Origin of the sequence: Gemmobacter sp., from assembly GCF_016792925.1 — a bacterium.
Classification (GTDB): domain Bacteria; phylum Pseudomonadota; class Alphaproteobacteria; order Rhodobacterales; family Rhodobacteraceae; genus Gemmobacter.
Window position 1 is genome coordinate 1 of the sequence record NZ_JAEULU010000344.1, and the last position, 14,346, is coordinate 14,346.

The following is a 14,346-nucleotide window of genomic DNA, read 5'->3' on the forward strand; positions in this document are numbered from 1 at the left end:
CGCAGTGGCGATGCGGGCGCTCAATCCTTTCATTTCCGTTCAGGTTCATGAAGAGCGGCTGGAGGCCAGCAATGCCGAGGCCCTGATCGCGGCGCATGATCTGGTGCTGGATGGCAGCGATAATTTCGACACCCGCTATCTGGTGAATGCAACTTGCGTGGCGATACAAAAGCCGCTGATTTCCGGCGCGATGACGCAATGGGAGGGGCAGCTTTCGCTTTACGCGCCGCACCTTGGAACACCTTGCTATCAATGCGTTTTCCCCGAAAGGCCTGGCCCCGGCATGGTGCCCGCCTGCGCCGAGGCCGGGGTGGCTGCGCCCTTGCCGGGCCTGATCGGCGCGATGATGGCGATGGAGGCGGTGAAGCAACTGACCGGGGCCGGGCAGGGCTTGGCCGGGCGGCTGGTGCTTCAGGACGCGCTTCATGCTGAACAGCGGGTCATCAAGGTTAAGCGCCGAGTGGATTGCCCGATCTGCGGGCAAAAACATTCCGCGAACACTTAACCATTTTGCAAGGGTTTGCTGCGATTCTCCGCTGTGATGGAGGTGCCATGCTGCTTTTGCCTGCCTTGCTGTTCGCGATCATCGCCCTGGGCTTGTCAGTGCGGGTGCCGGGCGTCATAGTCCGGTCACCGCTCTGTGACAGGGAGTTCACGATGAAACGGATTGCTACCATTGCCGGGTTTGCGCTGGCAGCCCTTGGAACGCTGGCGCAGGCGCAGTCCCTGCCCGATCTGGCCGGGCGCGAGATCGTGGTGGTGACCGAAAACGCCTATCCGCCGCTGCAATTCGTGGATGCCCAGGGGCAGGCCGTCGGCTGGGAATATGACGCCATGGCCGAAATCGCCAGGCGGCTGAACCTGAAGGTGACCTATGAGAATACCAGCTGGGATGCGATGATCCCCGCCGTGTCGGGCGGTCAATACGACATCGGCATGACCGGAATCACCATTCGCGACGACCGCAAGGCACAGGTGGATTTCTCTGATCCCTATATGCGCTCGGAGATGGTGATGATGGTGCGCGGCGACGAGGCGCGCTTTGCCGATGCCAAGGGCTTTGCGGCCAATGCCGAGTTGTTGATGGCGGCCCAGCCTGGCACCACGCCCTTCTATGTCGGCGTCTATGAGGTGCTGGACGGCAATGAGGCCAATCCCCGCATCAAGATGTTTGAAACCTTCGGCGCCGGGGTCGAGGCGCTGAAGGCCGGTGATGTGGATCTGGTGCTGACCGATGGCACTTCGGGCGCGGGCTATGTGGCGGCATCGGAGGGCAAGCTGAAGGTCGTCGGTGAAAAGCTGGGCGCCGAGGATTTCGGTTTTATCTTCCCGAAGGATTCTGATCTGGTGGCGCCGGTGAACGCGGCGATTGCGGCGATGAAAGCCGATGGCACCTCGGCGACCTTGGACAAAAAGTGGTTCCTGGATTACAAGATGGGGCAGTAGCGCGGCGCAAATTCCGGATTTGAGCCGCTGATGCCCGCTCCTGAACGGCAAGAGGATTTCCCGTGGTGGCTTGCCGTGTTGATCGCGGCGGGGCTGTGGCTGTTTGTGCAGGTCTGGCAAAGCGATGTCTATGCGCAGATCATGGCCAAACTGGCCAAGGGCATCGGGATCACGCTGCTGGTCACCGCCGTGGGCTTTACGGCGGCGGCCATTCTCGGGCTGCTGCTGGCAGTGGGCGCGGGCTCGCGCTGGCAGGTGATCCGGCAGGCGGTGCGGCTTTATGTCGAGGTGGTGCGCGGCGTCCCGATCATCGTGCTGCTGCTGTATGTGGCTTTCGCGGCCGTGCCGGGGGCGGTGGCGCTGTGGAACATGACCGGCCTGCCCGAGCTTCAGGCGCGGGATGTTTCGCTGCTGTGGCGGGCGGTGATCGCCCTGGTGATCGCCTATTCCGCCTTTTTGGCCGAGGTGTTTCGGGCCGGTCTTGCCTCGGTGGATCGCGGCCAGATCGAAGCCGCCGAGGCGCTTGGCCTGACCCGCTGGCTGCGCTTTCGGTTGATCGTGTTTCCGCAAGCCTTCCGCACCATCCTGCCCCCCTTGGGCAACGATCTGGTGGCGATGGTCAAGGACAGTTCGCTGGTCTCGGTGCTGGGCGTCGCGGATGTCACGCAATTGGCCAAGGTGACGGCGGCGGGCAATTTCCGCTATTTTGAAACCTATAACATGGCCGCGCTGATCTATCTGAGCCTGACGGTCACCCTGTCGCTGATCCTGCGGCAGATCGAACAGCGGCTGCGGTCGCGCGGCGCGGCGCGGTAATCGGGGCTGGACCTCGGCGGCTGCACTGCTAGGCTGCGCCGAAAGGAGACCCGCCGATGACCAATCCGCTGCTGGCGCACTGGGACACCCCGTATCAAGTGCCGCCCTTCGCCCTGATCGAGGATGCGCATTTCGCCCCGGCTTTCGAAGTCGGTCTGGCCGAGGCCCGCGCGGCGATCCGGGCCATTGCCGACAATCCCGCCGCGCCGGATTTTGCCAATGTGATCGAGGCCTTGGAGCTGGCCGAAGCCACGCTCGACCGGGTGTCGGGGGTGTTTTACAACCTCGCCGGGGCCGATAGCTCGGATGCGCGCGAGGCGCTGATGCGCGATCTGGCGCCGAAAATGAGCGCGTTTTCCTCTGAAATCACCAATGACAAGGCGCTGTTTGGCAAGATCGAGGCGTTGTGGGAAATGCGCCACCGCCTGGGTCTGGGTGCCGAGCAGGCGCGGGTGCTGGAACTTTATCGCCAGATGTTCGTGCGCTCGGGCGCGCAGCTGGAGGGGGCAGAGGCGGAGCGGCTGACGGCGGTGAAATCGCGTCTGGCGGTGCTGGGCACCGAATTCAGCCAGAACATTCTGGCCGAGGAACGCAGCTGGTTCATGGAGCTGGGGCCCGAAGATCTGGACGGCCTGCCGGAGTTCCTGCTGGATGCCGCCCGCGCGGCGGGGGCGGAGAAGGGGCTGGGGCCGATCATCACCACCAGCCGTTCGCTGATCGTGCCGTTTTTGCAGTTCTCGCCCCGGCGGGCGCTGCGCCAAAAGGCCTATGAGGCCTGGGTCGCGCGCGGCGCCAATGGCAATGCGCATGACAATCGCGGTGTCGCCGCCGAGATCTTGCGGTTGCGGGCAGAACGGGCGCAACTTCTGGGCTATGCCAGCTTTGCCGACTTCAAGCTGGAACCGGAAATGGCGAAAACGCCTGCGGCCGTGCGCGATCTGTTGATGCGGGTCTGGGAACCGGCCCGCGCGCGGGCCGAGGCGGATGCGGCCGTTCTGGCACAGATGTTGGCGGCGGATGGCATCGCCGGGCCGCTGGAACCTTGGGATTGGCGCTATTATTCCGAAAAACGCCGCAAGGCCGAGCATGATCTGGATGAGGCGGCGCTGAAACCCTATCTGGGGTTGGAGGCGATGATCTCGGCCTGCTTCGATTGCGCGCATCGGCTGTTTCGCTTGAATTTCAAGCCCTTGCAGGTCGGTCTTTATCACCCGGATGCCCGCGCCTGGGAGGTTTCGCGGGATGGCGAGACCATCGCAGTGTTCATTGGCGATTACTTCGCGCGCGGCTCGAAACGCTCGGGCGCCTGGTGTTCGGCGATACGCAGCCAGCGCAATCTGGGCGGGCGCGTGGTGCCGATCGTGGTGAATATCTGCAATTTCGCCAAGGGCGATCCGAGCCTCTTGTCCTATGACGACGCGCGCACGCTGTTTCACGAATTTGGCCATGCGCTGCATCAGATGCTGTCGGATGTGACCTATGGGTTCATCAGCGGCACGTCGGTTGCGCGCGATTTCGTGGAATTGCCGAGCCAATTGTATGAGCATTGGCTGGAAGTGCCGGAGGTGCTGGAGACCCATGCCCGCCATTGGCAGAGCGGCGCGCCAATGCCGGCCGAGATGTTGCAGCGGCTGCTGGCGGCGGGCACCTATGACCAGGGCTTTGCCACGGTGGAATTTGTGGCCTCGGCGCTGGTCGATCTGGCCTTTCACGAAGGCCCGGCACCGGCCGATCCGATGCAGAAACAGGCCGAGGTGCTGGAGGCGCTTGGCATGCCGCGCGCGATCCGTATGCGCCATGCCACCCCACATTTTGCGCATGTCTTCTCGGGCGACGGCTATTCCTCGGGGTATTACAGCTATATGTGGTCAGAGGTGATGGATGCCGATGCCTTTGCCGCCTTTGAGGAGACCGGCAATCCGTTCGACCCGGATACTGCAGCGCGGCTGGAACGGTTCATCCTGTCGGCGGGCGGGTCGCGCCCGGCGGAGGAACTGTATCTGGCCTTCCGGGGTCGGATGCCGGGGGTCGAGGCGCTGCTGAAAGGGCGGGGGCTGCTGGACGCGGCCTAAGCGCGGCGCAGGGCCGAGGGCGGTTGCCCGAACTCGGCCCGGAAGGCGCGGCTGAGGGTGGAGGCGCTGGAAAACCCGCAGCGCAGGGCGATTTCGGCAAGCGGATGGCGGGTGTCGGTGAGCATCCGCCGCGCCGCTTGCAGCCGCAGCATCAGGGCATAGGCCCCCGGCGTGACGCCCAGATTGGCGCGGAACAGCTGCTCCAGCCGCCGGGGCGAGAGGTGCAGCGCGGCGGCGGTGGCACTGGCGGGCTCGGGCGTATCAAGCCGGGCCTCCATCCGCGCGATGGCCTGGGCCACACGGGGATCAAGGCGCGGGTCGGGGCGGGTGGCGGTGATCTGCGGCTCGGCCCCTGGGCGCGGCGTGGTGACGAAACTGGCCGCCACCTGATGCGCAAGCGCGGCACCTTGGCGGCTGGCGATCAGATGCAGCATCAGATCGGTGGCGGGGGCGGCCCCGCCGGCGGTGAAAAACCGCCCCGAGAGGGTGAAACGGTCGGGCACCACGTCTATATCTGGATGGCTGGCGGCGAAATCTTCCAGATCTTCCCAATGCACGGTGGCGCGCTGGCCATCCAGCAGGCCCGCGCGGGCCAGCACCCAACCGCCCGCATCAATGCCGCCAAGGGCGCGAAAGCGCGGGGCAAGGCGGCGCAGGTCGCGCAGAAGCGGCTTGGTGGCGACCTCGGATTGGCGATAGCCCGCAATCACGATCAGCACATCGGCCCCTTCGGCGGTTGGCAAGGGGCCAGTGGAGGGCAGCTCGATCCCGCAGGTCAGCGGCACCGGCGCGCCGCCGGGGGTGACCACGCGCCAGCGATAGGCCTCGCGCCCGAGATGACGATTGGCGGCGCGCAGCGGGTCCAGCGTGGCGGCGACCTCCAGGATCGAGGCCTGCGGCAGCACCAGCAGGGCGAGGCGCAGCGGCTGCTGCGATGCGGCGAAGATCGTTGCGCTTTGTGCCATATCTCTTTCGTAAATCGCAACGCCAAGCCGCGCAACCCCGCTAATCTGACCGCAATCAAGGAGATGCCGATGCCGCTTGCCATGAACCGTGAAGTCTTCATCACCTGCGCCGTGACCGGCTCGGGCGGGACGCAGGACAAAAGCCCGCATGTGCCGCGCAGCCCGGCGCAGATTGCCGAAAGCGCCATTGCGGCGGCCAAGGCGGGCGCCGCGGTGGTGCATTGCCATGTGCGCGACCCCGAAACCGGCAAGCCCGCGCGCGACCCTGCGCTTTATCGCGAACTGACCGAACGCATCCGCGACTCGGCGGTGGATGTGGTGCTGAACCTGACGGCGGGCATGGGCGGCGATCTGCTGTTTGACGGCACCGAAACCATGAACCGGATGTCGCCGCGCAGCGATATGGCGGGCGCGGCCGAGCGGGTGGCGCATGTGGTGGAATGCCGCCCGGAGATTTGCACGCTGGATTGCGGCACGATGAACTTTGCCGAGGCCGATTATGTGATGGTGAACACGCCCGGCATGCTGCGCGACATGGCGGCGCGCATGGTGGCGGCGGGCACCCGGATCGAGATCGAGGCCTTTGATACCGGCCATCTGTGGTTTGCCAAGCAATTGGCAACCGAAGGGATTATCCCCGATCCGGTGCTGGTTCAGCTGTGCATGGGCGTGCCATGGGGCGCACCGGATGACCTGAACACCTTCATGGCGATGGTGAACAATGTGCCAAGCCACTGGCATTGGAGCGCCTTTGCCATTGGCCGCAACCAGATGCCCTATGTGGCGGCCTCTGTGCTGGCGGGCGGCAATGTGCGGGTGGGGCTGGAGGATAACCTGTGGCTCGACAAGGGGGTTCTGGCGACCAATGCGCAGCTGGTGGAGCGTGCGGTGTCGATCATTTCCAATCTGGGCGCGCGGGTGCTGACCCCCGCCGAGGTGCGGGCCAAGCTGAAGCTGGAAAAACGCGCGCCGCTGGCGAAGTGAGGGCAAGATGACCAGAAAAGCGGCGATTATTGGTGGTGGGGTCATCGGCGGCGGTTGGGCGGCGCGGTTCCTGCTGAATGGCTGGGATGTGGCGGTGTTCGACCCCGACCCGCAGGCCGAACGCAAGATCGGCGAGGTGCTGGCCAATGCCCGCGCCGCGCTTCCGGCGCTGTCGGATGTGCCGATGCCCGCCGAGGGGCGGCTGTCTTTCGCGGGCACCATCACCGAGGCGGTGGAGGGCGCGCATTACATTCAGGAAAGCGTCAGCGAGCGGCTGGAGCTGAAGCATCGGGTCTTTGCGCAGGTGCAACAGGTGGCGCCGGGGGTGCTGATCGGGTCTTCGACCAGCGGTTTCAAACCCTCGCAATTGCAGGAAAACGCCGCCGATCCGGGCAGCATTTTCGTGGCCCATCCGTTCAATCCGGTTTACCTGCTGCCCTTGGCCGAGGTGGTGCCCAGCCCGGCCAATCCGCCGGAAGCCATTGCACAGGCAAAGGAAATTCTGCGCGAGATCGGCATGTTCCCCCTGCATATCCGCAAGGAGATCGACGCCCATATCGCGGATCGCTTTCTGGAGGCGGTGTGGCGCGAGGCGCTGTGGCTGGTGAAGGATGGCATCGCCACCACCGAGGAGATCGACGAGGCGATCCGCATGGGCTTTGGCCTGCGGTGGGGGCAGATGGGCCTGTTTGAAACCTATCGCGTGGCGGGCGGCGAGGCGGGCATGAAGCATTTCATGGCGCAATTCGGCCCCTGCCTGCAATGGCCCTGGACCAAGCTGACCGATGTGCCGGAGTTCAATGACGAGTTGGTCGATCTGATCGCGGGCCAGTCGGATGCGCAATCGGGGCACCATACGATCCGCGAGCTGGAGCGCATCCGCGACAGCAATCTGATTGGCTTCATGCGGGCCTTGAAGGATCGCAACTGGGGCGCGGGCCGCGTGCTGCGCGAGCATGACGAGCGCCGCCGCGCGGCTTTTCATGACGGCGAGGCGACTGGCGCACCGCTGGTGATGGCGCAGATGCAGGTGCTGCCCGGCTGGATCGACTATAACGGCCATATGACCGAAAGCCGCTATCTGTTTGCCGCCTCGGAAACTTCGGATGCGTTTCTGCGGCTGATCGGCTCGGATATGGATTATGTCGCCAGCGGCTTCAGCTATTACACGGCGGAAAGCCATATCCTGCATCTGGGCGAGGCCAGACTGGGCGACCGGCTGACCGGCACGCTGCAAGTGCTGGCGGCGGATGAGAAGCGGCTGCACATCTTCATTCGGATCATGAAGGGCGAGGAGGCGGTGGCCACCATCGAACAGATGCTGCTGCATGTGGATATGAAGGCCGGGCGCACGGTGGCGGCGGGGGCGCATGTGCTGGACCGGCTGATGCCGATTGCAAAGGCGCATCAGGCCCTGCCGCGCCCCGAAGGTGCCGGGCGCTTTACCGGCCAGCGGAAAGGGTAGAGGCCCATGTTCTTTGGCATGACAGATGAGCAGAAGATGATCGTCGAGACCACCCGCGCCTTCGTGGAGGCGGAGCTGTATCCGCATGAGGCCGAGGTGGAGCGCACGGGTCATCTGCGCCCCGAGCTGATCCGCGAGATTCAGCAAAAGGCCATGGAAGCAGGGCTTTACGCGGCGAATATGCCCGAGGAAGTGGGCGGCGCGGGCCTCGATACGCTGAGCTGGCTGCTTTATGAGCGCGAGCTGGGCCGGGCGAATTATGCGCTGCACTGGACCTGCGTGGCGCGGCCCTCCAACATCTTGCTGGCGGGCACGCCGGAGCAGCGCGAAAAGTATCTGTTCCCCTGCATCCGGGGCGAGAAATGGGATTGTCTCGCCATGACCGAACCCGGCGCCGGGTCGGATTTGCGCGGCATGACGGCTTCGGCGCGGCGCGAGGGCGGCGATTGGGTGCTGAACGGCACCAAGCATTTCATCTCTCACGCCGATCTGGCCGATTTCGCCATCGTCTTCATGGCGAGCGGCGAGGAAGACACGCCGCGCGGCAAGAAGAAACGGATCACCGCGTTTTTCGTCGACAAGGGCACGCCGGGCTACACGGTGCGCGCGGGCTATCGCAATGTGAGCCATCGCGGCTATACCAATTGCGTGCTGGAGTTTGACAATTGCCGCTTGCCCGACAGTGCCGTGCTGGGCGAGGTGCATCAGGGCTTTGAGGTGGCGAATACCTGGCTGGGCGCGACGCGGCTGCAAGTCGCCTCCACCTGCCTTGGCCGCGCCGACCGGGCCTTGCAGCATGCAATAAGCTATGCGGCGGAGCGCCGGCAATTCGGCCAGCAGATCGGCAAGTTTCAGGGCGTCAGCTTCAAACTGGCCGATATGGCGATGGAGCTGAAAGCGGCGGAGCTGCTGACCTGGGAGGCGGGCTGGAAGTTCGATCAGGGCACGGTGACCGAGGCCGATATGAGCATGGCCAAGCTGAAGGCAACCGAGGTGCTGGCCATGGTGGCAGATGAGGCGATCCAGATTCACGGTGGCATGGGGCTGATGGATGACCTGCCGCTGGAACGCATCTGGCGCGATGCGCGGGTGGAACGGATCTGGGAAGGCACCTCGGAAATCCAGCGCCACATCATCTCGCGCGAGCTTCTGCGCGCGGTTGGTGGCTGATCCCGCAGCTTGGGGGGCTGTCTGCGCCCCACGGCCCTGCCGGGCCTCCCCCCGAGGATATTTTTGAACAGAAAATGAGTCTGCTCGTGCGTCTTTACTCATCCTTAACCGGAATCGCCGAATTTGGAGTTGCGGAACAGGCGGGGACGCCGATGGCCGTAACAGGAAATGGCAGCCCGTCTGCCCCGTGCGGGCGGGTTGCTTCCATTTTCTGTTCAAAAATATCCCGGGGGTCCGGGGGCAGCGCCCCCGGGGTTGCCGTCTGCGCGGAGGGGTGGGTATGAAAGACCTCTCCCGCCTGCTCCGCCCGCGCTCCATTGCTGTTCTGGGCGCCGGCTGGGCCGAGAATGTCATCGAGCAATGCCGGAAAATGGGGTTCGATGGCCCGATCTGGCCAGTGCATCCGAAGCGCGAGACGATTGGCGGGCTGAAGGCCTATGCCGGGCTTTCGGATCTGCCCGGCGTCCCGGATGCCACCTTCATCGGCGTCAACCGGTTCGCCACGGTGGACGTGGTGCGCGCCTTGGCGGCGATGGGGGCCGGGGGCGCGATCTGTTTTGCTTCCGGCTGGGAGGAGGCGGGCGAGGCCGGTTTGCAGGCCGAGCTGGTGGCCGCGGCGGGTGCCATGCCGATCCTAGGCCCGAATTGCTATGGGGTGATCAATTATCTCGATGGCGCGCTGCTGTGGCCGGATCAGCATGGCGGGCAGCGGGTGGATCGCGGCGTGGCCTTGCTCAGCCAATCGTCCAACATCGTCATCAACCTGACGATGCAGGCCCGCGCGCTGCCGGTGGCCTATGTGGCCTGCCTTGGCAATGCGGCGCAGGTGGGGCTGGCGGAGCTTGCAGGGGCCTTGCTGGCGGATGAGCGGGTGACGGCGCTTGGGCTTTATGTCGAGGGGATTGACGATGCCCCGGCCTTTGCCGCGCTGGCCGAGGCGGCGCGGGCGGCGGGCAAGGGGATTGTGGCGATCAAATCCGGCAAGACCGAGCTTTCGCGGGCGGCGGCGGCCTCGCACACCGCCTCGCTGGCCGGGGGAGGTGCGGCTTCCAGCGCGTTTCTGCGGCAGGCGGGCGTGGCCGAGGTGGAGACGCTGCCCGCGCTGCTCGAAGCACTGAAAATCCTGCATGTGCATGGCCCGGGCCTTGGGCCGCGCCTCTGTTCGCTGTCTTGTTCGGGCGGCGAGGCCGGGTTGGTGGCCGATCTGGCGGCACCTGCGGGGGTTGAGTTCCCGCCAGTACCCGAGGCGCAGGCCGCCCGGCTGGCCGAGATTTTGGGCCCGATCGTGACCATTGCCAACCCTTTGGATTATCACACTTTCATCTGGGGCGACGGGCCGCGCACCACGGATGTGTTCACCACGATGCTGTCGGGTTATGACGCGGGCATCTATATCATCGACCCGCCGCGCCCGGATCGCTGCGACCCCTCCAGCTATGGTCCGGCGCTGGAGGCCATCAAGGCGGCACAGGTGGCGACCGGGCGGCCCGCTTTCCCGGTGGCCTCGCTGCCGGAGAATTTCGATGAGGCCATGGCTGCGCGGTTCATGGCCGAGGGGCTGGTGCCGCTGATGGGGCTTGAGACGGCGCTGGCGGCGATCACGGCGGCGCAAAGCCCGGCGGGGGCGCCGGGCTGGCGGCCTTTGCCCGCGTTGCCGCCGCGCGAGACCCGCATGTTGGATGAGGCCGAGGGCAAGGCGCTGCTGGCCGAGGCCGGGGTGGCGGTGCCACGGTCAGTCTCTGCGCGCGATCTGGCAGGGCTGCGGACGGATGGGCTGACGCCGCCCTTCGCGCTCAAGGGCCTGGGCTTTGCCCATAAAACCGAGGCGGGCGCGGTGCGCCTTGGCCTGCAAGGCATTGAGGGGCAAGCGGAAATGCCCGGCGCCACCGGCTATCTGCTGGAGGAGATGGTGACCGGCATCGCCGCAGAAATGCTGCTGGGGCTGCGGCGCGATCCGGTTTACGGGGTGACCCTCACGCTGGGCATGGGGGGCGTGACGGCGGAGGTTCTGGCGGATACGGTTACGCTGGTCTGGCCGGTGAGCGAGGCCGAGATCATCGCAGGGCTGCGGCAGTTGCGGTTGTGGCCCTTGCTTGATGGCTATCGCGGACGACCGCGCGCCGATGTGGCGGCGCTGGCGGCGATGGCGCTGCGTCTGGGCGCGCTGATGGCGGCGGATGCGCGGTTGGAAGAGATTGAAATCAATCCGGTGATGCTGCGGGCCGGGGGTGCCGTGGCGGTGGATGCGTTGATCAGGAGGGCGGAATGACGATGGAAATGCTGACCGAGGGGCCGATCCGCACGCGGCGCGAGGGTGCGATTCTGGAGGTGACGCTGGACCGGCCCAAGGCCAATGCGATCGACCTGAAAACCAGCCGGATCATGGGCTTGGCCTTCCGCGCGTTCCGCGATGATGACAGCCTGCGCGTGGCAATCCTGCGCGCCGAGGGCGAGAAGTTTTTCTGCCCCGGATGGGATCTGAAAGCTGCCGCCGAAGGCGATGCGGTGGATGGCGACTATGGGGTGGGCGGGTTTGGCGGTTTGCAGGAATTGCCAAATCTCAACAAACCGGTCATCGCCGCCGTCAATGGAATCTGCTGTGGCGGGGGGCTGGAACTTGCACTTTCCTGCGATTTGATCCTTGCCGCGCAGACGGCGAGTTTTGCTCTGCCAGAGATCCGTTCGGGCACGGTGGCGGATGCGGCCTCGATCAAATTGCCCAAGCGCATTCCCTATCATGTGGCGATGGATCTGCTGCTGACCGGGCGCTGGTTTGATGCCGAAGAGGCGTTTCGCTGGGGGCTGTTGAAGGAAATTTGCGCGCCGCGCGAATTGCTGGGCAAGGCCTGGGATCTGGCGCGGCTGCTGGAATCCGGTCCGCCGCTGGTTTACGCCGCCATCAAGGAAGTGGTGCGCGAGGCCGAGGCGCTGCGGTTTCAGGATGCGCTGAACCGCATCACCAAGCGGCAGATGCCGACGGTGGACCGGCTGTATTCCTCGGAGGATCAGTTGGAAGGTGCCCGCGCCTTTGCCGAAAAGCGCGATCCGGTCTGGAAGGGGCGTTAGACCATCTGCGCGAGTAGCAGGCTGCGCGCGGCCTCGATATGCTGGGCCAGCAGGGCTGCGGCCACGTCGGCCCGGCCCCTGGCCCATGTGTCGAAGATCGACTGGTGTTCGTCAAGCCATTGTTCTGTCTTGGTTATCAGGCTGTCATATTGCGCGCTATGCAGGGCGCAACAGCGGCGCAACTCCTCGACCATCGCCATTTGGCGCGGGCGGCGTGCGGGGGCATAAAGCGCGCTGTGGAAGGCCGCATCGCCCGTGGCCCAGCCGGGGCGCCCGGCCTCCAGATCGGATTTGCGCAGGCAATGCAGCGCCTCGGCGTGATCTTCCGGCCCGGCCTGACGCGCGGCGCGGTGGATCAGATCGGTTTCCAGCAGAAGGCGCAAATCATAGGCCTCTGACAGCTCGTCGCGGGTCAGTGCGATCACCTGTGCGCCCTTGTTGGGGATCACGCGCACCAGACGCTCGGCCGCGAGGCCTTGCAGCGCGTCCCGCACCGGAATGCGGCTGACCCCGAAACGCGCGGCAAGATCGGTTTGCACAAGCTCGGCCCCCGGCCGCAGGGCGCCGTTCAGGATCTGGTCGCGCAGCGTGTCAATCAGGGCCATGTTGCATTTCCCGGTGCAATGTATACACGTATACATGTATACATTTTGAACGGAGGCGGCAATGGCGCATGAGTACACCGCGCGCGTGGTCTGGACCGGCAATCGCGGCGAAGGGACGGCGCATTACCGCGCCTACGACCGCACATGGGATATTGCCGTGCCGGGCAAGCCGGTGGTGCATTGCTCCAACGATCCCTTGCTGGGCGGCGATCCGGGCAAGATGAACCCGGAAGACCTGCTGCTTTCGGCGCTCTCGGCCTGCCATATGCTGTGGTATCTGCATTATGCCAGCGATGCCGGGCTGCGGGTGCTGGGCTATGAGGACAGCCCGCTGGGGCAGGGCGAGCTGGGGCCGGGCGGGGCCGGGCGCTTTGTGAAGGCCACGCTGCGCCCGCGTGTCACCCTGCCTGAGGGCAGCGATCTGGCCGCGGCGAAAGCCATCCACCACCGCATCCATACGGTGTGTTTCATCGCGCGCTCGGTCAGCTTTCCCGTTGATTACGAACCGGAATTTGTGCTGGAGGCCTGATCGGCCCAACGGGGGCGGGTCATGTCGAACATGTCGCGCGAGCGGATATAGCTGCTGCCGAAACCGCGCCCCAGCAGGTCCAGCGCGGGCGTGTCGATATGGCCGCGCGTGGCATCCTTGACGAAACGGTCGGCCACATGCACCGCCAGCACGCGCCCCACGGCCAGCACCTGCTGCGGGCCGGTCAGCAGCGAGGCATGGGTGACGCATTCAAAACTGACCGGGCTTTCCGCCACCAGCGGCGCGCTCACATGGCTGGCGGGGCCTTCGGTCAGCCCGGCCAGCGCAAACTCCGACACGCCGGGGGGCGCGTCGATGGCGGTCAGATTCATCGCCTCGGCCAGCGCGAAGGGCACCAGATTGACGACAAATTCGCCGCTTTCCACGATATTGCGGGCTGTATCCTTCATGCCGCGCGCACCGCGATTGATGCCCACGGCCAGGATCGGCGGCTCGTCCCCCATCACATTGAAAAAGCTGAATGGCGCCAGATTGGCCAGCCCCGAGGGCGCCCGGGTGGAGACCCAGGCAATCGGGCGCGGCACCACGGTGGCGGTCAACAGCTTGTAAACATTGGCCGGATCAATGGCAGAGATGTCAAAGCGCATGGGTCAGACCTTTCGGGCCACATCCTTGTGGATGATCACATCGGCCTGCGGATAGGCCAGCAGAATGGTGCGGCGCAGGCCTGCGCCGATGTCATGCGCCGCGCGCAACGTCAGGTCGCCATCCAGCTCGATATGCAGGTGAACGAAAATGCGGCTGCCGGCCGTGCGGGTTTTCAGATCGTGAAAGCCCTGCACGCCGGGCCAGTTGCGCGCCAGCGTCTCGATGCCGGCGATGACCTCGGGCGGGGCCTGACGATCCATCAGCGCATCCCAGGCACCCTTGAAGATGCGCAGCGCGCCGGTCAGCAAGACCCCGGCGGCAACCAGCGCCACGATACTGTCGATCTGGCCGATGCCAAAGCGGGCCGAGGCGATCAGCGACACGATGGCCCCAGCCGCCGGGATCAGATCGCCGATGTAATGCAGCCGGTCGGCGGCCACCACGCGGCTGCCGGTGCGCCGTGCGATGCGGCCCTGCCACCAGACGAGGGCAAGGGTCAGCGCCATCGACAGCGCCATGACGGCGATGCCCGCGCCCTCATCCGCCAGCGGCGCGGCGCCGGGGTTCAGCAGGCGCAAAACCGCGCTCCAGCCGATCACCACGCCGGAAATGCCCACCA

At 65.5% G+C, this 14,346-nt stretch carries 14 protein-coding genes; 10 read left to right on the plus strand and 4 right to left on the minus strand.

What is annotated here, in order from left to right; genetic code table 11:
- From JNN06_RS17105 to JNN06_RS17120, 4 genes are all read left to right on the plus strand, one after another.
- Positions 1–505, plus strand: a 505-nt coding sequence (locus JNN06_RS17105; protein ID WP_291240800.1) for a HesA/MoeB/ThiF family protein, incomplete at its 5' end; no start/stop codon positions are given.
- Between the two features lie 152 nt (positions 506–657).
- Positions 658–1,446: a transporter substrate-binding domain-containing protein gene (locus JNN06_RS17110; RefSeq protein WP_291240801.1), complete on the plus strand. Its 789-nt coding sequence runs from the start codon at positions 658–660 to the stop codon at positions 1,444–1,446.
- A gap of 30 nt (positions 1,447–1,476) precedes the next feature.
- Positions 1,477–2,262 (plus strand): amino acid ABC transporter permease, encoded by a 786-nt coding sequence (locus JNN06_RS17115; protein ID WP_291240802.1) that lies wholly within the window; start codon positions 1,477–1,479, stop codon positions 2,260–2,262.
- A 56-nt stretch (positions 2,263–2,318) separates the two neighbouring features.
- Complete coding sequence (locus JNN06_RS17120; protein WP_291240803.1) at positions 2,319–4,334, plus strand: M3 family metallopeptidase; 2,016 nt, start codon at positions 2,319–2,321, stop codon at positions 4,332–4,334.
- Here JNN06_RS17120 and JNN06_RS17125 read toward each other — a convergent pair.
- A complete protein-coding gene (locus JNN06_RS17125) occupies positions 4,331–5,299 on the minus strand; it encodes a GlxA family transcriptional regulator (protein WP_291240804.1) in 969 nt (322 codons plus the stop codon). The two genes, JNN06_RS17120 and JNN06_RS17125, sit on opposite strands and share 4 nt — an antisense overlap.
- 69 nt (positions 5,300–5,368) lie before the next feature.
- Here JNN06_RS17125 and JNN06_RS17130 point away from each other — a divergent pair, with 69 nt between their 5' ends.
- The 5 genes from JNN06_RS17130 (at position 5,369) to JNN06_RS17150 (ending at position 11,984) form a co-directional block, all read left to right on the plus strand.
- Entirely contained in the window at positions 5,369–6,283 is a 915-nt protein-coding gene (locus JNN06_RS17130) for a 3-keto-5-aminohexanoate cleavage protein (protein ID WP_291240805.1), read from the plus strand.
- Positions 6,284–6,290: 7 nt separating this feature from the next.
- On the plus strand, positions 6,291–7,748 hold the full coding sequence (locus JNN06_RS17135) for a carnitine 3-dehydrogenase (protein WP_291240806.1): 1,458 nt from the start codon (positions 6,291–6,293) through the stop codon (positions 7,746–7,748).
- Positions 7,749–7,754: 6 nt separating this feature from the next.
- Positions 7,755–8,918 (plus strand): acyl-CoA dehydrogenase family protein, encoded by a 1,164-nt coding sequence (locus JNN06_RS17140; RefSeq protein WP_291240807.1) that lies wholly within the window; start codon positions 7,755–7,757, stop codon positions 8,916–8,918.
- 280 nt (positions 8,919–9,198) lie between these two features.
- Positions 9,199–11,187: an acetate--CoA ligase family protein gene (locus JNN06_RS17145; protein WP_291240808.1), complete on the plus strand. Its 1,989-nt coding sequence runs from the start codon at positions 9,199–9,201 to the stop codon at positions 11,185–11,187.
- Complete coding sequence (locus tag JNN06_RS17150; RefSeq protein WP_291240809.1) at positions 11,184–11,984, plus strand: carnitinyl-CoA dehydratase; 801 nt, start codon at positions 11,184–11,186, stop codon at positions 11,982–11,984. The genes JNN06_RS17145 and JNN06_RS17150 overlap by 4 nt, the downstream gene beginning before the upstream one ends.
- Here JNN06_RS17150 and JNN06_RS17155 read toward each other — a convergent pair.
- Positions 11,981–12,589 (minus strand): GntR family transcriptional regulator, encoded by a 609-nt coding sequence (locus tag JNN06_RS17155; protein ID WP_291240810.1) that lies wholly within the window; start codon positions 12,587–12,589, stop codon positions 11,981–11,983. The genes JNN06_RS17150 and JNN06_RS17155 overlap by 4 nt on opposite strands.
- Positions 12,590–12,650: 61 nt before the next feature.
- Between JNN06_RS17155 and JNN06_RS17160 the strand changes: the two genes are divergently transcribed.
- Complete coding sequence (locus JNN06_RS17160) at positions 12,651–13,118, plus strand: OsmC family protein (protein WP_291240811.1); 468 nt, start codon at positions 12,651–12,653, stop codon at positions 13,116–13,118.
- On the opposite strand, the gene JNN06_RS17165 is transcribed toward JNN06_RS17160, so the two are convergent.
- The gene (locus JNN06_RS17165) at positions 13,088–13,726 is read right to left on the minus strand and encodes a flavin reductase family protein (protein WP_291240812.1); all 639 of its coding nucleotides are present in this window, start codon (positions 13,724–13,726) and stop codon (positions 13,088–13,090) included. The two genes, JNN06_RS17160 and JNN06_RS17165, sit on opposite strands and share 31 nt — an antisense overlap.
- Positions 13,727–13,729: 3 nt before the next feature.
- The coding region (locus JNN06_RS17170) for a cation diffusion facilitator family transporter (RefSeq protein WP_291240813.1) at positions 13,730–14,346 on the minus strand (617 nt) is incomplete at its 5' end.